This is a genomic window from Myxococcus xanthus (assembly GCF_013116825.1).
GTDB lineage: Bacteria > Myxococcota > Myxococcia > Myxococcales > Myxococcaceae > Myxococcus > Myxococcus xanthus_B.
In genome coordinates this window covers 21,814-42,743 of sequence record NZ_JABFNS010000081.1, presented here as the reverse complement: position 1 = coordinate 42,743, position 20,930 = coordinate 21,814, and the positions used below count along the sequence as shown (strand labels likewise).

Annotated in this window: 18 protein-coding genes; 10 read left to right on the top strand and 8 right to left on the bottom strand. The window is 69.9% G+C overall.

The genetic code is table 11. The features are described 5' to 3' along the window. Positions 1-409 (bottom strand): RIO1 family regulatory kinase/ATPase domain-containing protein (locus HNV26_RS22820; RefSeq protein WP_301340302.1); only part of this gene is annotated, 409 nt, incomplete at its 3' end. A gap of 306 nt (positions 410-715) precedes the next feature. Between HNV26_RS22820 and HNV26_RS22815 the strand changes: the two genes are divergently transcribed. The 5 genes from HNV26_RS22815 (at position 716) to HNV26_RS22795 (ending at position 7,970) form a co-directional block, all read left to right on the top strand. After that, positions 716-1,387 carry an EF-hand domain-containing protein gene (locus HNV26_RS22815; protein WP_171440819.1) on the top strand — a complete coding sequence of 224 codons (672 nt, stop codon included), beginning with the start codon at positions 716-718 and terminating at the stop codon, positions 1,385-1,387. An 88-nt stretch (positions 1,388-1,475) separates the two neighbouring features. Continuing rightward, positions 1,476-4,265, top strand: coding sequence for a response regulator (locus tag HNV26_RS22810; RefSeq protein WP_171440818.1), 2,790 nt, complete (start codon positions 1,476-1,478; stop codon positions 4,263-4,265). A 123-nt stretch (positions 4,266-4,388) separates the two neighbouring features. Then, entirely contained in the window at positions 4,389-5,807 is a 1,419-nt protein-coding gene (gene gor / locus HNV26_RS22805) for a glutathione-disulfide reductase (protein WP_171440817.1), read from the top strand. Positions 5,808-5,889: 82 nt separating this feature from the next. After that, positions 5,890-7,185, top strand: a complete 1,296-nt coding sequence (locus HNV26_RS22800; RefSeq protein ID WP_171440816.1) for a DNA polymerase beta superfamily protein — start codon at positions 5,890-5,892, stop codon at positions 7,183-7,185. After that, a complete protein-coding gene (locus HNV26_RS22795; RefSeq protein WP_171440815.1) occupies positions 7,182-7,970 on the top strand; it encodes a nucleotidyltransferase domain-containing protein in 789 nt (262 codons plus the stop codon). The genes HNV26_RS22800 and HNV26_RS22795 overlap by 4 nt, the downstream gene beginning before the upstream one ends. Before the next feature lie 8 nt (positions 7,971-7,978). Here the strand turns inward: HNV26_RS22795 and HNV26_RS22790 are convergent, their stop codons facing one another. From HNV26_RS22790 to HNV26_RS22780, 3 genes are all read right to left on the bottom strand, one after another. After that, entirely contained in the window at positions 7,979-9,154 is a 1,176-nt protein-coding gene (locus HNV26_RS22790; protein WP_253816924.1) for a serine hydrolase domain-containing protein, read from the bottom strand. A 25-nt stretch (positions 9,155-9,179) separates the two neighbouring features. Then, positions 9,180-9,437 (bottom strand): DUF504 domain-containing protein, encoded by a 258-nt coding sequence (locus HNV26_RS22785; protein ID WP_171440814.1) that lies wholly within the window; start codon positions 9,435-9,437, stop codon positions 9,180-9,182. A 107-nt stretch (positions 9,438-9,544) separates the two neighbouring features. Next, the gene (locus tag HNV26_RS22780) at positions 9,545-10,915 is read right to left on the bottom strand and encodes a BamA/TamA family outer membrane protein (RefSeq protein ID WP_171440813.1); all 1,371 of its coding nucleotides are present in this window, start codon (positions 10,913-10,915) and stop codon (positions 9,545-9,547) included. 116 nt (positions 10,916-11,031) lie between these two features. Here HNV26_RS22780 and HNV26_RS22775 point away from each other — a divergent pair, with 116 nt between their 5' ends. Both HNV26_RS22775 and coaA read left to right on the top strand, forming a co-directional pair. Then, positions 11,032-11,763: a M90 family metallopeptidase gene (locus tag HNV26_RS22775; protein WP_171440812.1), complete on the top strand. Its 732-nt coding sequence runs from the start codon at positions 11,032-11,034 to the stop codon at positions 11,761-11,763. Positions 11,764-11,832: 69 nt separating this feature from the next. Then, a complete protein-coding gene (gene coaA, locus HNV26_RS22770; RefSeq protein WP_171440811.1) occupies positions 11,833-12,786 on the top strand; it encodes a type I pantothenate kinase in 954 nt (317 codons plus the stop codon). Between the two features lie 7 nt (positions 12,787-12,793). On the opposite strand, the gene HNV26_RS22765 is transcribed toward coaA, so the two are convergent. After that, entirely contained in the window at positions 12,794-14,185 is a 1,392-nt protein-coding gene (locus HNV26_RS22765; protein ID WP_171440810.1) for an aldehyde dehydrogenase family protein, read from the bottom strand. Positions 14,186-14,417: 232 nt separating this feature from the next. Continuing rightward, complete coding sequence (locus tag HNV26_RS22760) at positions 14,418-14,891, bottom strand: GNAT family N-acetyltransferase (protein WP_171440809.1); 474 nt, start codon at positions 14,889-14,891, stop codon at positions 14,418-14,420. Between the two features lie 93 nt (positions 14,892-14,984). Here HNV26_RS22760 and HNV26_RS22755 point away from each other — a divergent pair, with 93 nt between their 5' ends. Together HNV26_RS22755 and HNV26_RS22750 are read left to right on the top strand one after the other, a co-directional pair. Then, positions 14,985-16,055, top strand: coding sequence for an AbrB family transcriptional regulator (locus HNV26_RS22755; protein ID WP_216612623.1), 1,071 nt, complete (start codon positions 14,985-14,987; stop codon positions 16,053-16,055). 128 nt (positions 16,056-16,183) lie between these two features. Then, positions 16,184-17,047 carry an NAD-dependent protein deacetylase gene (locus tag HNV26_RS22750; protein ID WP_171440807.1) on the top strand — a complete coding sequence of 288 codons (864 nt, stop codon included), beginning with the start codon at positions 16,184-16,186 and terminating at the stop codon, positions 17,045-17,047. A 15-nt stretch (positions 17,048-17,062) separates the two neighbouring features. Here the strand turns inward: HNV26_RS22750 and gspC are convergent, their stop codons facing one another. Then, positions 17,063-17,932 (bottom strand): type II secretion system protein GspC, encoded by an 870-nt coding sequence (gspC, locus tag HNV26_RS22745; protein WP_171440806.1) that lies wholly within the window; start codon positions 17,930-17,932, stop codon positions 17,063-17,065. 301 nt (positions 17,933-18,233) lie between these two features. Between gspC and HNV26_RS22740 the strand changes: the two genes are divergently transcribed. Next, positions 18,234-19,196, top strand: a complete 963-nt coding sequence (locus HNV26_RS22740) for a class I SAM-dependent methyltransferase (protein WP_171440805.1) — start codon at positions 18,234-18,236, stop codon at positions 19,194-19,196. A 23-nt stretch (positions 19,197-19,219) separates the two neighbouring features. Here the strand turns inward: HNV26_RS22740 and cysI are convergent, their stop codons facing one another. Continuing rightward, a complete protein-coding gene (cysI, locus tag HNV26_RS22735) occupies positions 19,220-20,908 on the bottom strand; it encodes an assimilatory sulfite reductase (NADPH) hemoprotein subunit (protein WP_171440804.1) in 1,689 nt (562 codons plus the stop codon). Positions 20,909-20,930: the final 22 nt, after the last annotated feature.

Sequence of the window (20,930 nt, the reverse complement as noted above, 5' to 3'; positions counted from 1 at the left end):
GGGCTTCCACCATGCGCGGGGCGGGGTGGCCCTCCGGGTCCAGCACCACCTCCATGAGGAGGATGCCCTCGTAGAACAGCACCGGCGTGGGCACGCGTACACCTTGGGCGTGCAGCTTGTAGAGCGAGTCAGACTCCGCGCTCTTCCAGGCGTCCTCGGCGGCGTTCTGGCCGAAGCGGCTGCCCTTCTCCATGGCGCGGCGCGTGCGCGAGTTGCGCACCTCGCGGCCTTCCCGGTAGCCCGCGTTGTTGCGGAAGTTGCGCTCGTGGCGCTCCTTATACAGCTTGGCCGCGACAATCTGTCCGGCATGCTGGACCAGCCATACCTCGGCCTCCTTGCCCGTCTTCAGCTGACCGATGATGGCTTCGATGATGCCATCGGCCAGGAGGGTCTCTAGCGAGTCATTCATTCCGACGCGGGGTTCCAGTGGGGGCCGGGCAGGATTGGCGGCGCGGTAGCGAGCGTGCGGGCGGCCCTGTTCGCGGCGCACGGTGGCATGTGAACATCTCGCGGGCCTTTCTTGCTACCAACACGGTGCGGCAAGCGGTCAAGAAGGCTGGCGGACGGCCTGCTAGCAGTTTGCCTCCCGGGGTTCCAGGGTAGCCTTCGCTTTGAATGCGCTGGGTGGGTCATCTTGGACCATGTTTGGGGCTTGATTCCAGGCCATCCCCACCGCCCACGTTCGCCAGGGGACTTAGGCCGCACCCCATCATGGGTGGATTGGGGCGCGCGCCGATGCTTGGACCCGAACGAGGGAGCGCTACGATGCGCGCCGTCCAGGGAGGGGTTCATCATGGCGACGAAGTCACGCAAGACGGCTGTTGCGAAGAAGTCATCCCGGCGTACCGCGACCGCGAAGAAGGCCACGCCGAAGAAGGCGGCTGGCAAGGCGCGCGGCGCGAAGAAGACCACCGCGAAGAAGACGACGGCGAAAAAGACCACGGCGAAGAAGGCGGCGGCGAAGAAGGCCCCCGCGAAGAAGACGACGGCGAAGAAGGCAGCGGCCAGGAAGACCACCGCGAAGAGGGCCACCACGCGCAAGGCGGCGACGCGGCGGACCTCCAAGGCTCGGCGTGAGCGGCCCACGACGGGGGCGCCCTTCGTCGAGCAGGTGGAGACGACGTCCGCGGGGCTCCAGCCCCTGGCGCCCGTCCACGCCGCGGTGGACGAGCTCACCAGTTCCGGCGACGAGGTGCTCGACATCTTCCAGCGGTACGACCGCGACCGGACCGGCACCATCGACCGCGCGGAGTTCGCGCGCTTGCTGGAGGCGCTGGGGCAGAACATCTCCGACGAGGAGTTGGAAATCGCCGTCGACATCGTCGACACGGACCGCACCGGGAAGATTTCCTGGAACGAGTTCAAGGCCTGGTGGAACAGCCGCTGACGGCTCGTTGCAACACCGACCTGGTCCGCGCGCGCGTCTGGCATGATGCGGTCCGAGCGGGCCTTCATTCTCGTGGCAGGGGGGAAGGGTGGCTGACCTGGCGTCAAGCGCACATGCAGCGATTTTCGAGCACTCGCGGGATGGGGCGCTCGTGCTGGATGCTGGGCAGCGCATCGTGGAGGTCAACCGCGCCGCGGAACGCATCTTCGGGCCGCGGGCCAGACTCGTGGGGCAGCCGGTGGGGCTGCTCCTGCCCGGCTGGCGTCCTCCCGAGCCCCGCGCTCCCGCCGATGCCGCCCTGCGCGAGACGGAGCTGGCCGGGCATCGCCCAGGCGGCTCTGGCCCCGCGCACTACCTGCGGGTGGTGACGCTGCCCCTGTCCGGAGACGGGGACGGGGGCTGGGTCTTGCAGCTCCATGACATGACGGCCCGCCTGGAGGTGGAGGCCTCGCTCCGGCAGCAGAAGGAGTTCTTCGAGGCGGTGGTCATCAACAGCCCGGTGGCCATCATCACCATCACCCGCCAGTTCCGCGTGCTGTCGTGGAACCCCGAGGCCACGCGCCTGTTCGGGTATTCGCCAGCGGAAGCGCTCGGCAAGCACATCTTCGAACTGGTCGCCACCGAGCCCACCGTCCTCCCGGAAGCGGAGCAGGCGTCGCGCGAGGTCGTGCAGCGCGGGCGGCTGCGCTCCGTCACCCGGCGGGTCCGCAAGGATGGCAGCGTGGTGGACGTGGAGCTGCGGGCGCTGCCGGTGTCGGTGGGCGGGCGGCAGCTCGGCTTCATCGCCATCTACCACGACATCACCGACCTCGAACGGGCACGCAAGGCGGCGGAGGCGGCCAATCAGGCCAAGAGCCTGTTCCTGGCCACCATGAGCCACGAAATCCGCACGCCGATGAACGCCATCATCGGCATGACGGGCCTGCTCCTGGACCGGGCGCTGACGGAAGAGCAGCGCGACTTCGTCGCCACCATCCGGCAGAGCAGCGAGGCGCTGCTGACGTTGCTCAACGACGTGCTGGACTTCTCCAAGATAGAGGCCGGCCGCTTCGAGGCGGAGCTGCGGCCCTTCGACTTGCGCCAGTGCTTGGAGTCCGTCCTGGACCTGATGGCCGTGCGCGCCAGCGAGAAGGGGCTGGACCTGGGGTGTGACCTCGCGCCGCAGCTGCCGCAGATGCTGGTGGGCGATGCGTCGCGCCTCCGCCAGGTGCTGCTCAACCTGGTGGGCAACGCGCTCAAGTTCACCGAGCACGGCGGAGCGGTGGTGAGCGTGGAGGGATTGGCCCTGGGCGGCGCGGAGGGCGCGGCGGACTGGGAGCTGACCTTCAGCGTGCAGGACACCGGCCCCGGGATTCCCGACGACCGGCGCACCGGGCTGTTCCAGCCGTTCAACCAGTTGGATGCCTCCGTGTCGCGGCGCTTTGGTGGCACGGGGCTGGGGTTGGCCATCTCCAAGCGGTTGGTGGAGGCCATGGGCGGCACCATCTGGGTGGAGAGCGAGGGCGTGCCCGGACAAGGCACCACCTTCCGCTTCACCCTGCGCGCCCAGGCCGCGCCACAGGCCTACGCGGTGCAGCCGCGCCAGGAGCAGGGGCTGTTGCAGGGCCGGCGCGTGCTCGTCGTGGATGACAACGCCCTGTTTCGAAGGTTGCTGGGCCGGCAGCTCCAGGCGTGGGGCCTGGTGCCGGTGGAGTCCGCGTCGGGGATGGAGGCGCTCGCCCAGCTTGAGGCGGGGGCTTCGTTCGACGCGGTGCTCGTCGACCACCACATGCCGGGGCTGGATGGCACCGCGCTGGCCGAGCGCATCCGGCAGCGCGAGGAGACGCGGGCCCTTCCCCTGGTGCTGGTGTCGACGCCGGGCCGGCGGGGCAATCCCCCCGAGGGCCTGTTCGCGGCCGTGCTGTCGCGTCCACTGAAGGACTCGCAGCTCTACGACGCGCTGGTGTCGTGCTTCTCGCGGCACCTTCCCCTGCTCTCGGAGCCCCGGCAGACGCGGCCCTCGACAGCGGGGCCCTTTCCGGGGGAACGGCCGGGGGACACCGTGCCGCTGGACATCCTCCTGGTGGAGGACAACGCCACCAATCAGAAGCTGGCGCTGCTCGTGCTGGAGCGGCTCGGCTACCGCGCTGACGTGGCGCTGAACGGACGCCAGGCGCTGCAGGCGCTGTCCCAGAAGCGCTACGACGCGGTCCTCATGGACCTGCAGATGCCGGAGATGGATGGTCTGGAGGCCACGCGCCGCATCCGCCAGGAACTGCCGCCCAAGGCGCAGCCCTGGGTCATCGCGATGACGGCCAACGCCATGGACTCCGACCGGGAGCAGTGCTTCTCGGCGGGCATGGATGACTTCCTGGGCAAGCCCATCCGCGTGGAGGCGCTGACGGCGGCGCTGCTGCGCTGCCAGCCCCGGCGTTCGGAGGTGGCACCGGAGCGGCGGGTCGCGAGCGGCGCGGTCGCGCTGACGCCGCTGCGAACGGTCATGGAGGGCCTGCCGGACGCGGCGCGCATCCCGGGCCTGGAGTCAGCCGCGCTCGCCCGGCTGTGGGCGGAGCTGGGGGCGCAGGCGGCGCAGATTCTCCCCGAGCTCATCGACACCGCGCTGCACAGCATGCCGGCGCTCCTGGAGGACGCGTACTCGGCCCTGCTGCGTGGGCACGCGGACGACCTGGGCCGGGCGGCGCATACGCTCAAGTCGAACGCGGCCTGGTTCGGCGCCAGCGCGCTGGAGTCGCAGGCCCGCGACATCGAAGTGCAGGCGGACTCCGGGCTGCTGGAGGACATGCCGGAGCGGCTCGAGCGGTGCCGGGCGGAGCTGGAAGTGACGCGGCTGCTGCTGGGCCGCCTGCGTGACAGCGTCCTGGCCCTGTCTGGCGCCTGACACGCGGAGCGTGGGGCGGGCCGGATTCCGCGGCGGAGGCGCACGTCGACGGTGCGCGCCGCCCCATCCGAGCGCTATCTCTTCAGGCTCATTCGCGAAGGCCACCGAGGAGATTCAAAGCGCATGGCTCGATACGACTTCGACCTGTTCACCATTGGCGGCGGCTCTGGCGGTGTGGCGGCCAGCCGCAGGGCCGGGGCACACGGGGCCCGGGTGGCATTGTGTGAGGACCGCGACGTGGGAGGCACGTGTGTCCACCGCGGCTGCGTGCCCAAGAAGCTCCTGGTGTACGGCGCGCACTTCCGGGAGGAGTTCCAGGACGCGGAGGGCTACGGCTGGACGGTCCAGGAGCCGCTGTTCACCTGGAGCAAGCTGCTGGCCGCCAAGGACAAGGAGTTGGACCGGCTGCGTGGCGTGTATGCGCGCCTGTTGCGCGACTCGGGCGTGACGCTGATGGAAGGGCGGGGGCGCGTGGTGGACCCGCACACGGTGGAGGTGGCCGGAAAGCGGTACACGGCCGAGCGCATCCTGATTGCCACCGGCTCGCGACCCTACCTGCCGCCCGACATCACCGGCATCGCGCACGCCATCACCTCCGATGAGGCGCTGTCCTTCCCCGAGCTGCCCCGGCGGCTAGCCGTCGTCGGGGCCGGGTACATCGGCGTGGAGCTGGCGGGCGTCTTCCACGGGTTGGGCTCCAAGGTGACGATGTTGATTCGCGGCGCCAGCGTGCTGGGCGGGTTCGATGACGACGTCCGCTCCTTCCTCACGGAGGAGATGCGCAAGAAAGGCATCGAGCTGATGACGGACACCTTCATCCGGGACATCGAAAAGCGGGCCGAGGGTGGGGTGAGCCTGCTGACGGGCGGGGGCGAGACGGTGGAGGCGGACGCGGTGCTGTTCGCCACCGGGCGCGTTCCCAACTCGGGGGGACTGGGACTGGAGGAAGCGGGAGTGGTGCTGGACGCGCGCGGCGCGGTGGTGGTGGACGCGGGGTCCCGCACCTCGGTGGAGAGCATCTATGCGGTGGGCGACATCACCGACCGCATCAACCTCACGCCGGTGGCCATCTCGGAAGGGCGCGCCCTGGCGGAGACGCTCTTCAACGACAACCCGACGCGGATGGACCACACCAACGTGCCGTCGGCTGTCTTCAGCCAGCCGCCCGTGGCCTCCGTGGGACTGACGGAGCAGGAGGCGCGGGCGCGTCATGGGAAGCTGGACATCTACGTCACCAGCTTCCGCCCCATGAAGCACACCCTGAGCGGGCGCAACGAGCGCACCATGATGAAGGTGGTCGTGGAGCGCGAGTCCAACCGCGTGCTCGGCTGTCACATGGTGGGGGCGGACGCGCCGGAAATCATCCAGGGCCTGGCGGTGGCGGTGAAGTGTGGCGTCACCAAGAAGCAGCTCGATGCCACCGTGGGCATTCATCCCACCGCGGCCGAGGAGTTCGTCACCCTGCGCGACAAGCGGCCGGACCCCGACGAGCGGCTGGCGGCGGAGCTGGGCCATGATGCGGCGGTGTCTACCCGGCGCTGAGGCCGCCTCGGGTCGGGTCAGGGTGGCGCTCGTCCCGCCGTCCCTGGGCGGCTTTCGCACCGATTCGAGAGGTGACGACCTCATGAGTGATTCATCGACGGAGGCTCCCTCCCCTGGCGGCGCGCGCATCCGGGGGATGGAGCAGGTGGACCGGTTGTCGGTGCCGTTGCCCCACGGCACCGAGGTGACGACGCGCGTGGAGCGCCTGGCCTCGGGAGGCCGCCGCATTCCGCAGGGCGTCGTGGGCCGTGTGGTCCGCGCGCATGACGGCGGCTTCGACGTGCAGATTGTCGGCGTGGGGGAGGTGTGGTTCGCGCGGGACGAGCTGGTTCCCCGGCGCCCGGGGCAGGTGCAGTTCGCCCGGCGCCGCGAGGCGGCCTGGAGCGCGCTGACGCCGTGTGTGGTGCTGGAGACGCGCGTGGGCAGCCATGCATGGGGGCTTGCCGACGAGCGCTCGGACGTGGACGTGCGCGGCGTGTTCGCCTTGCCGCTCCCCTGGCGGTTCGGGCTGGTCGACGCGCCCCGTGATTTGGTGAGCGCGGATGGCAGCACCACGTACTGGGAGGTCCACAAGGCGGTGGAGCAGGCGCTCCGCGCGGACCCGAACACGCTGGAGACGCTCTTCGTGCCGGGCGTGAAGGCGTTGGACCCGGTGGGCGAGTGGCTCCTGGCGGAGCGCGACGCCTTCGTGTCCAAGGCCCTGTTCGGCAGCTTCGGGCGTTACGCCATGAGCCAACTCGACAAGCTCACGCGCAGCCAGCGACTGGCGGAGCATCGGGACCTGCTGCTCGAATGGCTGTGCGAGGAGCCCGCGCCGGACCTGGACGAGGTGGCGCGCCGGCTGTCGGCCGTATCGCCCCGCGAGGCGCCGTCGGCGCAGGACGCGCTGCTGGCGGCGAAGACGTACGTGAAGCAGCTCTACCGCTCGCTCTGGGACCAGGGGCTGTTGGCGGCCAACGACTTCAAGGCGCTCACCGCCTATGCGCGAAGCGGCGGTCAGCGGCCACCCTCCGCGCGCGAGCTGCGCCCGAAGAACGCCTACAACCTGCTGCGGCTGGTGGCCACGGCGACAGAGTGGCTGCGCGAGGGCACGCCCGTCTTCGAGGCCACTGGCGTACTGAAGGCGCGGCTGCTGGACATCAAAGCGGGCCGCGTGCCGCTGGAAGACGTGCTGCGGGACGCGGAGGCCCTCGCGCCGGACCTGGAGGCCGCGCACCGGGAGAGCCGTCTGCCGGAGCATCCGGACTACGAACGCGCGGACCGGTTGCTGCGGCGCGTGGGCGAGGAGCTGGCGCGGCGCTGGGTGCTGAAGGAACCCGGGCCGCTGGGACGTGACGCGCCGGAGGCCCCGGCCATGGCGTGGAGGGATTCGGAATGAAGGGCACCTTGACGGAACATCAACGCGCGATGGCGGACCGGGTGCTGGGCGAGGAGTCCCGGCACCGCGCGCATCTGGTCGTCTCCCTGTCCGGAGCGCACGCCTATGGCTTCCCCTCTCCGGACAGTGACCTGGACCTGAAGTCCATCCACGTCGCGCATACCGCGGCCTTGTTGACGCTGCAGCCCGTGCACGTCCCGACGGAGCGACTGGAGGTGCTGGAGGGCGTGGAGGTGGACTACTCGTCCAACGAACTGCTGCCGGTGCTCCAGGGCATCCTGCAAGGCAATGGGAACTACCTGGAGCGGGTGCTGGGGGCCATCCCCCTGCGCGTGTCTCCGGAGCTGGAGTCGCTGCGTCCACTGGTGCGCGCGGTGCTGTCGCGCAAGATGTACCGGCACTACAACGGCTTTGCCCAGGGGCAGCTGCGTGAGTGGGAGAAGAGCGGCTTCCGTTCGGCGAAGCGGCTGCTCTACGTGCTGCGCACCACGTTGACGGGGACCCATGCGCTGCGGACCGGCGTGGTGGAGACGGACGTCACGGAACTGCTGTCGCAGTACGGCTTCTCGGAGGCCCATGCCCTGGTGGAGCAGAAGCTGCGCGGGGAGAAGAGCGAGCTTCCGGAGGCCCTGAGCGAGCGGTGGCGCGGCGAGGTGTCGCGTGCGTTCGAGGTGCTCGACGCCGCGCGGGCGGACTCGGCGCTACCCGAGTCGCCGCCCGATGCGGCCGTGGCCGCGCTGGAGGCGTGGATGCTGGACCTGCGGCGGAGGCGCTTCGACGGATAGCCGCCGTTTCAGGGGGCCAGCGCCGCCTGGATGAGGGGCCTCACCTCCGAGGAGAGGCGCATCGCGAAGCTGACGACGCCCGCGCCCGGGTCATCCCGCTGGAGGTGCATCCCGAGGACGGCGTAGTAGCCCGCCTCCCGGTCCACCCAGGGCGTCCATCCGAACGCCCCTGGCGAGCTGATGACGGCGCAGCCCTGCGCGGGCGTGGGGCACTCCAGCCACGCCGTCAGGCCATAGCGGAGGTCCAGGCCCATGTCCGCCGCTGGCGAATTGCCGACGACGACGTCAGGGAAGGGCTCGACGGCCTGTGCATCGAAGAGCTCCGGCGTGCCCACGACACCACCGGCATGCGTGCCTCGGTGGAAGACGAGCGCCAGCAGGGGCGCGTACTCGTTCATGGACGCGCGCAGCCCGCCCGCCACCAGGGGATTGGTGGTGCCCAGCGGGTGATTGGGCGCGGTGAAGTAGGTGACGCCTGAAGGCAGGCCCAGCGGCTGGGCCAGCGTCTCGGTGAAGAGGGCGTTCCACGGCTTGCCCGTGCGCACCTCCGCCATGCGCGCGGCGACTTGCAAGTGCGTGCTGCCGTAGTCGAAGCGCGCCCCGGGAGCCGCGACCTGTGGGGTCTGGGCGATGCTGGCGACACAGTCCGCCAGGGTGATGCCGGATTGGAGCGTGCAGAGGTGCGAGGGCTGCAGTCCCGACGTGAAGGAGAGCAGGTGGCGCAGGGTGATTCCCGCCTTGTTCCCCGTCCAGCCGAGCACCTGGCCCGTGGTGGAGTCCAACGAGAGATGCCCCTGGCGGATGAGCTCGAAGAGGAGGGTGCCGGACACCATCTTCGACGCGGAGGCCACCGCCACCCGCCGGTCCGGCGCGAAGTCCCCGACGATGTGCTCGTACACCTTCCGGTCCTGCGCGTCGTACACCGCGAGGCCCAGCCCCGGGACGGAGGCACCCGCCTCGGCGACGCGTGCCTCCAGCAAGGCGGTCACCGGGGCCCACGGCGAGCCGGCGTCCGGCTCCCGGGTTCCGGCATCGTCCAGAGGGCTCCCCGCGTCGGGCTGGGGAACGCCCGCGTCGGGGGCGGGTGGAGACGCGCCTCCATCCGGGGTGGGCGCGTCCGATTCACCACAGGCAGCCAGGACGACTCCAAGGACGACCAGCAGCGTTCTCAGCATGCTCGTCATCTTCGCATCTGCTCCCTTCAACCTGCTACCCGGGCGGAGGTTGCGGCGAATCCAGCAGGTCCAAGCGCTGCTCGCGGTCCCAGACCACCTGGTGGCCCCGCTTGAAGTACCAGACGCGGTGCCAGGGAATCTCGCCGTCCGGAACGAAGGCCGCGAACGGCATCTCCTCGCGCGTCTCTCCATGGGCGTCGTAGCCGATGGTGAACTCGCGTGGGTCGAACCGCGGGTCCCACTGGATGCGGTGGTAGACCTCGCGGCTGGTCGTGAAGCGTTCGTCGGACATGGCGGACTCGTGGGAAGCGGGGAGGGGAGACGCGCATGTCCTCATGACATGGAGGCCTGGCGCGCCGCACCCGACGCCCCACCGCGGGGCCGCCTGACGTGTCGTCCCTAGGACGGATTCACCCCCGCCACCAGATAGAAGCGGAACTCGCCCGAGTTGACGCTGTAGGCCGCGTCCACGCCCACCAGGGGCAGCACGATGTTGCGCAGGTACAGCCGCAGGCCGGCGCCCACGCCCTGGGCCACCGTGGCGTTGCCCAGCCCGTCTTCCGCGTCGGGCAGGTAGCTGCGCACCACGCGCCCATTGACGTCTCGCAGCTCCCGGTCACCGGGCAGCTTGCGCCACATCATCATCCCCGTGTCGGAGAAGGCGACGCCGCGGAAGGACAGCGGGCTCACCGTGAAGAGGGGGAAGTGGTACTCGGCGGTGAAGGACAGGCGCGTGTCGCCCCGGAACTGGCGGTAGACGAAGCCGCGCAGTGAATTGCCGCCCATCACGAACTCCTGATGGAAGGGCAGGTCCACGCCCGCCACGGCCTCGCCGCGCAGCACCAGGTTGTGTTCACCCACCAGCCGCAGGCCATGGCGGTACAGCAGTCCGAAGCGCTCGTAGCGGAAGTCACTGCCGACGCCGGGATTGGAGCGCTCGTAGGAAGCCTCCAGGTTGAGGCCCTCCATCACCGCGTGCAGGTTCTGCCGCGTGTCGATGCCCACCATCAGCCGCAGGGACGCATCCTGCTGCGACGGGCCCAGGGCGAACGCGGGCGTCGTCACCTCCTCGGAGGTGTCGGGGGACTTCGCGTCGATGGACATCAGCCGGTACTTGGCCGCCGCGCGGACGCGCTCGAACAGCAGGAAGCCCAGCTCTCCGGCGATGGACGCGGAGTTCATCCGCGTCCGTCGCACCACCTCTGGGCGCCGCTGACCGGAGCCGGCCTGGTACTCGTCTACCCGGTCGCTGCGAAGCTGGCCTTCCAGGCTGAAGCGCAGCTGGGGCAGCCCGAAGAGGTTCGGGTCCAGGAAGCCCGCGAAGATGCCGCTCTCCGCCGTGCTCACCTGGGCCGCGGTCGCGAACTTCTTGCTGCGGCCCCAGAGGTTGTTCTCCGCGTACAGCACGCCGCCGCCGACGTTGTCGGATTGCAGCACGAAGGTGGGCGCCACCACCCAGGATGCCTTGTCCTCCACCTCCAGAATCAGCCGCACCCGGCCCGGCCCGGAGGGCTCGTAGCGGACCTTCACCTCCTGGAAGAGGCCCGTGGCGACCAGCCGTCGCTCGACCTTGGCCAGGTCCTCGAGCGTGAGCGGGTCTCCTTCCCCCACACGCGCATAGGCGCGCACCGTGTCCGGCTGGGTCTTCTCCGGGCCGCGGACCACCACTTCATCGACGACCGGATCTGACTCCGTGATTTGCGCCGGTGCCTGGGACGCCAGGAGGCTCAGCCCCAGCGCCGCGCATCGAACCCATACGCGTCTGCTCATCACTCGTTGCACGTCCGTGAAAGGGGCTGCCGGCCGCGCCCGTCAGGCGCAATCTACCTCCAGTTTCGTCCCGGGAGGTGCTCCTCGCGCCGTGCACGTCTGCTATGCCAGGGCGCATGTTCTCCTTCATCCGCCAGTTCCGGCGTCGGCGACTGCTTCGCCGCCCCTTTCCGGAGGCCTGGCTGGGCTACCTCGACGCGCGCGTGCCCTTCTTCCGCACCCTCCCTCCGGAGCTGCGGCAGTCCTTTCTGGACAAGCTCAAGGTGTTCGCGTGGGAGAAGGAGTTCATCGGCGCCGGCGGCCTGGAGGTCACCGACGAGATTCGCGTGGTGATTTCCGCCACCGCGGTGCAGCTCGTGGTGCACCTGGGCCTGTCGTATTACGACCGGCTGCGGGAGGTCATCGTCTATCCCAGCGCCTTCCGAATCCCCGACCGCACGGGAGGGGTGCTGGGCGAGGCGAAGAACTGGGGCTCCGTCATCCTCTCGTGGGAGTCGGTGCTCGCGGGGCTGCGCAACCCGGGCGATGGTCACGACACCGCCACGCATGAGTTCGCCCACGTGTTGGACCGGGCCGACGGCGCCTTCGATGGCACGCCCAACCTGCGCGCGTATTCGCATTACCGGGCCTGGAGCGCGGTGATGAGCGAGCACTTCCACAAGCTTCAGCAGGGCCAGCGCCGGGAGCGGCAGGTGCTGGATGACTACGGTGGGCTCAACGAGGCCGAGTTCTTCGCGGTGGCCACCGAGTCGTTTTTCGAGAAACCCCAGCAAATGCAGGAGAAGACGCCGGATCTCTATGAGGAGCTGAAGCGCTTCTACGGGTGGGATCCCGCGGCTGGCACCTGAACGTCCGAGCGTGAACGTCTCGGCTGTGCTACGCGGCGGCTAGGATGTTCATCTCCTGGAGTGGAATCCATGGCCCTAGCCAGCGGTCTGTCCCCATCCATGTTCATCGACCTGGAACGGGAGGCCTGGCGGGCGCTGCGTGCCGCAACGCCTCTGCCGCTGAAGTCCGAGGACATTGACGGCCTGCGGGGCCTGGGAGAGCACCTCGACCTGGACGAGGTGGTGGACGTCTACCTGCCCTTGTCCCGGTTGCTGAACCTGCAGGTGGCCGCGGCGCAGCGGCTGTGGACGGAGCAGCAAGCCTTCCTGGGAGGTTCGGCGCAGAAGGTGCCGTACATCATCGCCATCGCCGGGAGCGTGGCGGTGGGCAAGAGCACGACGGCGCGCATCCTCCAGGCGCTGCTGAAGCGGTGGCCGGACCACCCGCGCGTGGAGTTGGTGACGACGGACGGGTTCCTCTTCCCCAACGATGTCCTCACCGAGCGCGACTTGATGAAGCGCAAGGGCTTCCCGGAGAGCTACGACCGGCGCGCGCTGGTGCGCTTCCTGGCGGAGTTGAAGGCCGGACGGGCGGAGGTGGCGGCGCCGGTGTACTCGCACCTCGTCTACGACGTGGTGCCTGGCGAGGCGCAGGTGGTCCGCCAGCCCGACATCCTCATCCTGGAAGGGCTCAACGTCCTCCAGGCCGGGGCACAGGAGGGGAAGCAGATGCCGGCGACGTTCCTCTCCGACTTCTTCGACTTCTCCATCTACGTGGACGCGCACGAGCACGACATCCGCCGCTGGTACGTCAACCGTTTCCTCAAGCTCCAGCAGACGGCGTTTCGCGACGAGCGCAGCTACTTCCGCCGCTTCTCCGAGCTGAACCACGAGCAGGCGATTCAGGTCGCCGAGTCGGTGTGGGGCGAAATCAACGGGCCCAACCTGGCCCAGAACATCGCGCCCACCCGTTCGCGCGCGCGCCTCATCCTCCTCAAGGGCCCCGACCACAAGGTGAAGCGGGTGAGGCTGCGCAAGCTGTAGCCGCGCGTCAGAAGCGCAGGCGGTAGTGGAGCGCCTTGGGCCGCGTCAGGGCGTCGAAGCCCAGCGCGCTCAGCGTCACGCCGCGTCCGGAGTCCTTCACGCCGCTCCATGGCAGCGCGGGGTCCAGCGCGTCACAGCGGTTCATGTAGACGGTGCCCGCTTCCAGTTGCCGCGCCAGCCGGTCCGCGCGCTCCCGGTCGGACGTCCACACGCTCGCGGTGAGGCCCAGCCGCGAGGCATTCATCAGCGCCAGGGCCTCCTCGTCCGAGTCCACCGGCGCGATGGGCAGCAGCGGCCCGAAGGACTCTTCGCGCATCAGCCGCGCCTGGGGGCTCACGTCGCGGAGCAGGGTGGGCTCGAAGAACCGGCCCCGTCCTTCCACCTGTGCCGCGCGGCCACCCGTGACGAGCCGTGCACCCAGGCTCGTGGCGTCCTGGACGAAGGACTGCAACTCGGCGGGGTGCCAGGGCTGGGCGATGGGGCCCATCGTCGTCTGCTCGGACTCCGGGTCGCCCAGCACGTAGGCGCGCACGAGTGGCTCCGCGGCGGCGATGAAGCGCTCGTACAGCGAGCGGTGCACGTACACCCGCTCCACGGCGCAGCAGCTCTGCCCCGCGTTGTACATGGCACCGTCGACGATGTTCTCCACCGCCTTGTCGAAGTCACAGTCCGGCGCGACGTAGGCCGGGTCGTTGCCGCCCAGCTCCAGGCCGATGTGGAGGAATCGCTCGCGCGCGGCCGCCTGCATCCTGTGGCCGCCGAGCACCGAGCCCGTGAAGAGGACGTGGTCCACACGCGCGTCACCGACGAGCTGCTCCGTGCCCGGGTAGTCCAGGAAGATGGCCTGCACCGCGCCGTCGGGCGCGCCTGCTTCGGCGAAGGCGCGCGCGAAGTGGCCACCGCACAGGGGGGTGCGCGGCGAGTGCTTCACGATGACCGCGTTGCCCGCGAGCACGGCGGGCGCGATGGCATTCACCGCGGTGAGGAGTGGGTAGTTCCAGGCAGGCAGGTCCAGCACCACGCCCAGCGGCTCCTTCGCGATCCTCCGCTCGAAGCCGTCCTTGGGCGGCAGGACGATGTCCGCGAGGGATTCCTCGGCGATGGCGGCCATGTGGCGCAGGCGTCCCGCCATGCCGCCCACCTCACCCCGGGCCTGGGACAGCGGCTTGCCCATCTGCCGGGTGATGTCCCGTGCGATGGCGTCGGCGTTCTTCTCCATCGCCTCGCACGCGCGCAGCACCCGCTTCACGCGCTCCGCCACGCTCAGGGCGCGCAGCGCGCGTGACGCGGCGCGGGCTCGCTCCAGCACGGTGTCCAGCTTCGCGGGCGACGTGGGCTCGACCGAAGCGGCGACGTCTCCGGTGAAGGGATTGTCGACGATGTGGGTGCACTGGCTCATGGCTTCGCAGGAAAGCCATGGACGCGCATGGCGTCATGGGGCCGCGAAGTTGCCGGCCACCCCAGCCACCCCGGCGCGTGCGGTACGCGACAGACTGCGCCCAGGAAGTGTTGTCGGCCCATCGCCAGCCTTTGTGCCTCAGCCGTCGGGGTGGCGGGGGCGTGCCGCAGCGCCATGCCCAGCCGCAGCCAGGCCTCGCGCTCTCCGCCCATCGCGAGGCCGTTGCCCGGCGTCAGCGCGTTCCGCCCGCTGGCCGCACCATGTCGATGTGGGGAATGCCGTCCTCGTCATAGACGTCGCCCTGCGTCTGGAAGCCGAAGTCTTCGTAGAAGCGCTGGAGGTAGTGCTGGGCCCCGATGTGGACGGCGGCCTGTGGGTACAGGCTGTCCAGGCGGGCAAGGCCACGCGCAACCAGTTCGCGCCCCAGCCCCTGGGCCCGTGCGCGGGGCGACGTCACCACGCGGCCCAGGCTGCTCTCCTGGGGATACTTCACACCGGGAGGCAGCACCCTCAAGTACGCGGCGAGCAGCCGGGGACCCTGCGACTCCGTGTGGAGCAGCAGGTGTTCCGCGCTCCGGTCGAAACCGTCCACGTCCTGGTAGATGGAGCGCTGCTCCACCACGAAGACTTCCTGTCGCAGGGCGAGCACGTCGTACAGCTCGTCGAGGGACAGCGCCTGGAAGGACTTCCATTGCCAGCGTCGCATGAGGACGGCGTCTAGCACGGGTAAGCGTGCGGGGCTCGCCTCGGCGGATACCCGGCGCATGTCCCATCCTTCATTGGTACGTTCGGCGCCGTGATGACGAATGACTCCGCGCCTGGACGCCGCTCACGCCGCGTGGTGGCCGTCACCGGGGCGACGCTGCTCGCCGCTGGACTCGCGGAGCTCGCCCACCTGCCTGCCGGGGCGTTGCTGGGGGCGATGGTGGTGTCCATCGCCGCGTCGCTGACGCTGTCCGTGCACGTCCCGGTGCCGCGCCGGGGGCTGCTGGTGGCGCATTCGGTGCTGGGGGGCGCGCTGTGTTCGTCCTTCTCTCCGGAGGCCTGGAGCGCGCTCGCGGACAGCTGGGGCGTGTCACTGGGCGCCGTGGTGGGCGTCGTGGCCGTGGCGCAGGGCGTGGCGTGGGTGTGCGCGAAGCTGGGCTACCTGGACTCGCGCACCGCCACCTTGGGGCTGATGCCGGGGGGCGCGTCCGCGATGGTGGCGTTGAGCGATGAGCTGGGCGCGGACGCGCGGCTGGTGACGCTCTTCCAGTTCATGCGCCTGTGCATCGTGATTCTCGTGGCAGTGGTGGTGGGGCGGTGGGTGGGGGATACGCCGGACGTGGCGGTGGCCCGCGCGGCGGACCTGCCGGGCTCGCCGCCACCGCTGTGGGCATGGCTGACGACGGCGGGAGTGTCCGCCGTGGGCAGTTTCCTGGGGCTGCGCTTGAAGCTGCCGGCCGGGGCCTTCCTGGGGCCCGTGTTGCTGGGCATCCCCCTCACGGCGCTGGGCCTGCCGGTGGGCGCGTGGCCGCCGGGCCTCCTCCCGTTGGCCTTGTGGGTGCTGGGCGTGCGCGTGGGCAGCCAGTTCGATGCCTCGGCGGTGCAGGAGCTGAAGCGCGTCGCTCACGTCGCACTGGCGGCCTCGGTGGCGATGGTGGTGGGGTGTCTGCTGCTCGCGTGGGGCTGGTCCGCGGCCACGGGCGTGGACCTGCTCACCACCTACTTCGCGACGTCTCCGGGCGGCGTCGACTCCGTGCTGGCCATCGCGCTGGGCACGCGTGCCACTTTGTCCGTCGTGCTGGCGGTCCAGGTGGGACGGCTGCTCTTGATCTTCCTCGTCGCGCCGCCGTTCCTGCGCAGGCTGTCTCCCGCCCGGGGCGCGTGAGCACCCCGCTGGCCAGGCTGGCGGGCATGCCTGCCCGAGTGGGTGGGGGCAGGTGTACGCCCGGGAGCGCCCAGGCGAGACTGGACGTCCGGCGCGGCCAGGGACGCGCGGTTAATATGTAGGCCGCGATGACTGCCCCGCACGATGCCCTGCCTGTCCCCAGCCTCGCTCCGAGCATGGAGGCGCTGGTCTCATTGCTCACGCGCCGCAATACGGTGGTGCTCACCGGGGCGGGGTGCAGCACCGAGTCAGGCATCCCCGACTATCGGGGGCCCGGGACGCGGGCGCGGGCGCGCAATCCCATTCAGCATCGCGAGTTCCTCACGCGCCCCGAGGTCCGGGCGCGCTACTGGGCGCGGAGCCTGATGGGCTGGCCGCGCTTCTCCTCGGCCCGGCCCAACGCGGCACACGCGGCGCTGGCGGAGCTGGAGCAGGCGGGCCATGTCCGAGGCCTCATCACCCAGAACGTGGACGGGCTCCACCAGGCCGCTGGCAGCTCGCGGGTGATTGAGCTGCATGGTGCGCTGGCCCAGGTCCGGTGTCTGACGTGCGGCGCGCAGGAGGCGCGCGAGGCGTTGCAGGCGCGGCTGCTGTCGCTCAACCCTGGCTTCTCCTTCGAGGTGCTGGAGCTGCGTCCGGACGGTGACGCGGACCTGACCTCCGAGCAGCTGTCGGCCTTCCAGGTCCCTGCGTGCCTGGTGTGTGGTGGCACGCTCAAGCCGGACGTCGTCTTCTTCGGCGACAACGTGCCGGTCCCCACCGTGGCGTCGGCGTTCGCCCTGTTGGAGGAGGGCGACGCGCTGCTGGTGGTGGGCTCTTCGCTGGCCATCTTCTCCGGCTACCGCTTCCTGGTGCGCGCGTCCGAGCGCCGGATGCCCATCGCCATCCTCAACCTGGGGGAGTGCCGGGGCGTGGAGCTCGCGGACGTGCACCTGGAGGCACGGGCAGGGGATGCGCTCCCCCGGCTCGCGGCGGCACTGGCCCGGAGCTGAAGGGACGTACGGCAATCACCTCACGTCGTACACCTTGCGGACCGGACTCCCTCCTCGCTCGATGTCGAGCTCGAGGTGCGAAGCGCCCCTTAGCAGCATGAAGGCCTCCAGGGCTCTGTCGGGCGCGTCGAGCGAGACGCCATTGATGCGCCGGAGCACGTCACCAGACTGGATGCCGAGCTGCTCGTAGAGGGAGCCCTTCTTGATGGAGAAGACCTTGAAGCCCTGGGGCTTGCCGTCGCGGAAGGCCGGCACCACTCGGGCCTGGGTGAGCAGTCCGTCCATATTGGCAAGCGCGTCTTCGACAGCGCGACGGGACACCTCATAGGTGTGCTCACCCACGGCGCGGATGCCCGTCTGCGCGGGCGCGGCGTTCGCCAGGAAGGGCGCGGGTGAGACGCCGCCAAGGTGGCCGGCGCGGATGAACTCCTCCCGGCCGTCCACCAGGAAGGTGATGCGCTCGCGCTCGATGGAGACGACGCGAGCGCCCTGCAGGTCGTCACCGGTCATCACGCTGCGGATGCGCTTCGCGTCGAGGTCCTCAATCGAGGCGAGCGACCACTGCGAGTCATGCGCCACCAGGGTGCCGAGCAGCTTCAACCGCAGGGACGTGTTCAGGGCCGTGCCGCCACCCGAGGGCGGCGTCTGCTCAGGCGATTTGTCGAGGGTCAGTCCTGTGAGCTTTGCCAGACGACTGCCTTCCAATGCCGCGCGGGGGCGTGAGGCGGCCTCGGCTGGCGAGGCTTGCTCATCCCGCATGTTTGAAATGCGTGGAGTGAACGCGAACTCCACGAGCAGGTTGGTCGTGCTCGCCAGGAGCAGCATGGCGAGTGCGATGCATGTCGTGGTGACGAGCCAGAAGTGCTTCCGGAGTGGGGTGGCCATGGCCGAGTGCCTTTGGTTTCAGGAGTGACACGCGGCCCTTGAGCAAGCTCGAGGCCAGGGCCCGCGTGGGGCTGGGCTCCCTCTGGACGCCTTGCCCGCACGGGACTTCCCCAGCCACCTCTGTCACGGAAGGTCGACGCGTGTGTGACTCGCTGTCACGCCACTTGGCGAGTCCGGACACGTTCGAGAATCCGGCACGCCGCTCTACAAGCAGGGCGACGCGCAGTGGGGCTCGCGGCGGCTGGGCACCGGCGCGGAAGCCATGGAACAGGACAGGCGCCGCGCTAGGCTCCGCGCCATCATGTCGAGCCCCACCGAGTCCGCCGCGCACCCTCGCCGCTTCCATGCCGAGTCCCTGACCCACATCCATCGGCACTTGCTGGCGTCGCTCGGTGCGGGGCCCGTCACCATCGAGGTGCCAGACCCGGACCTGGGCAGGGGTTGCTACCCCGGCGAGCGTGTGGGCCCGTCCGGCGCGCTGCTCCATCGGCCCCTGCGCAGTTGGTGCGACCTGGCGGAGGGGCTGGCGTGCCGCCTGCTCACGCCCCGCGCGGTGGATGCGACGCACATCGCGCTGACCTTCGAGCGCCTGGGGCCCGAGGCGCCCTGGCACGCGGGGGGGCAGGCGGACGAAGCGGTGTCACCGCAAGAACGCTATGGCGCGGCCTCCGCGTTCGCGCGCCTGCGCAAGCTGGAGGACGCGGGCTTCCTGCTGCCGTGGCTCGAAGCGCTTGGGCGCATCCGTTTGCCGGAGTCCGGCCGCGTGCTCGACCTGGGGGTCAACCGCGGGGATGAATTGGCGGCGTTCTCGTGGCTGGAGGAGGCCCCGGATGTGCGCTTCGTGGGGGTGGACCACAGCGCCAGCGCCATCGAAGAGGCGCGTGCCCGCTTCCCTGATGCGCGGCACCGCTTCATTGTCGCCGACCTCAACGCGCTGCCGGAGGACCTGGGACGCTTCCACCTGGTGGTGTCGGTGGGCACGCTGCAGAGCCCCGGTGTGGACGACCATGCGCTGTTGCGCAGGCTGGTGCAGGAGCACCTGGAGCCCCGCTCGGCGTTGCTGCTGGGCTTCCCGAATTCCCGCTTCCGGGATGGTGAGGTCGTCTATGGCGCGCGGGTGCGGAACCTCCGCGAGCCCGACCTGTCGCTGCTGGTGAAGGACCTGTCCTTCTACCGTCGCTATCTGCACCAGCACGGCTTCCGTACCTTCCTGGGCGGCAAGTACGACCTGCTCCTCACCGCGGTGCGGGACGCGGGCGATTGAACACGCGCGCGGTCCGCGTTGGCTCAGGCCGGTCGAGCCTGAACGGCTGGGCTGGGGACGTGGCCAGCGCGCACCACGAAGTCGCCAAAGCCCTCACCGGGCTGACGTTCGCGTGCGTAGCCTTCGAACAATGGCTCCAGCGCGGCGAGGATGGCGTCCTCGTCGATGTTCTCCCTGTAGAGATGACTGAGGCGCTGGCCTCGCGCGTCTCCGCCCAGGTGCAGGTTGTAGCGGCCCGGCGCCTTGCCCACGAGTCCCACCTCCGCCAGGTACGGCCTCGCGCAGCCGTTGGGGCACCCGGTGATGCGGAGCAGCAGGTTGGCGTCCTGCAGGCCATGCGCCCGCAGCCGGTCCTCCAGCCGTCCCACGAAGGCGGGCAGGTAGCGCTCCGCCTCCGCCATGGCGAGCCCGCACGTCGGCAGCGCCACGCACGCCAGCGCGTTGCGACGCACCGGGCTGGCGCTGCGGAAGCTGTCCAGCGCGTGCTCCGTCACCAGCGCGTCGATGGCGTCGCGAGCCTCGGGTGTCACACCCGCGATGACGAGGTTCTGGTTCGCCGTGAGCCGGAAGTCCCCGGTGTGGATGCGCGCGATTTCCCGCAAGCCCGTCAAGTGCGTGGCGCCGGGCCGGTCCGCCACGCGGCCGCTGTCCAGGTGCAGCGTGAGATGCCACCGGCCGTCATGGCCCTCCGTCCACCCGAAGCGGTCTCCGTTGTGCTCGAAAGCGAAGGGGCGCGCCGGCTGGAGCGGGAAGCCGAGCCGCTTCTCCAGCTCCGCCGTGAACCAGGGCACACCGCGCTCCTCCAGGACGTACTTCAGGCGCGCGTGCTTGCGGTTGGTTCGGTCCCCGAAGTCGCGGTGAATCTTCACCACCTCCTCGGCGACGGCGAGCGTCTGCTCTGGCGGGATGAAGCCGACGACGTCCGCCAGCCGGGGGTAGGTGGCCGCGTCACCATGCGTGGCGCCCATGCCGCCGCCCACGGAGACGTTGAAGCCCACGAGCGCGTCGCCCTCGGTGATGGCGATGAAGCCCAGGTCTTGCGCGAAGACATCCACGTCGTTGAGGGGCGGCACCGCCACTGCGGCCTTGAACTTCCGGGGCAGGTACGTGGAGCCGTAGATGGGCTCGTCCTCTCCGCCGGCCACCTTCTCCTTCCCCAGCCAGACTTCGTAGTAGGCGCGCGTCTTCGGCAGCAGGTGCTCGGAGATGCGCACCGCCCACCGATACACCGTCTCGTGGACGCTCGAGTCCACCGGATTGGGGTTGCACATCACGTTGCGGTTCACGTCGCCGCAGGCGGCCAGCGTGTCCATCATCGCTTCGTTGATGCGGGCGATGGTGGGCCGGAGGTCTTCCTTGATGACGCCGTGCAGCTGAAAGGCCTGCCGCGTGGTGATGCGCAGCGTGTGATTGGCGTGCTCACGTGCCAGGGCGTCCATCGCCAGCCACTGGGCGGGTGTGCACACGCCTCCAGGCAGGCGGGTGCGGAGCATGAAGCTGTAGGCGGGCTCCAGCTTCTGCTGACGCCGCTCCTCGCGCAGGTCGCGGTCGTCCTGCTGATAGCTGCCGTGGAACTTGATGAGGTTGGTGTCCGGCGTGGCGAGGCCGCCCGTCACCGGGTCCTCCAGGCTCTCCGCCAGACTGCCCCGGAGCAGGCGGCTCTGGGACTTGATGTGCTCCACTTCGGAGAGCGGCTTGGGCTGGTAGCTCATGTCGATGTTCTCAATCGGAATG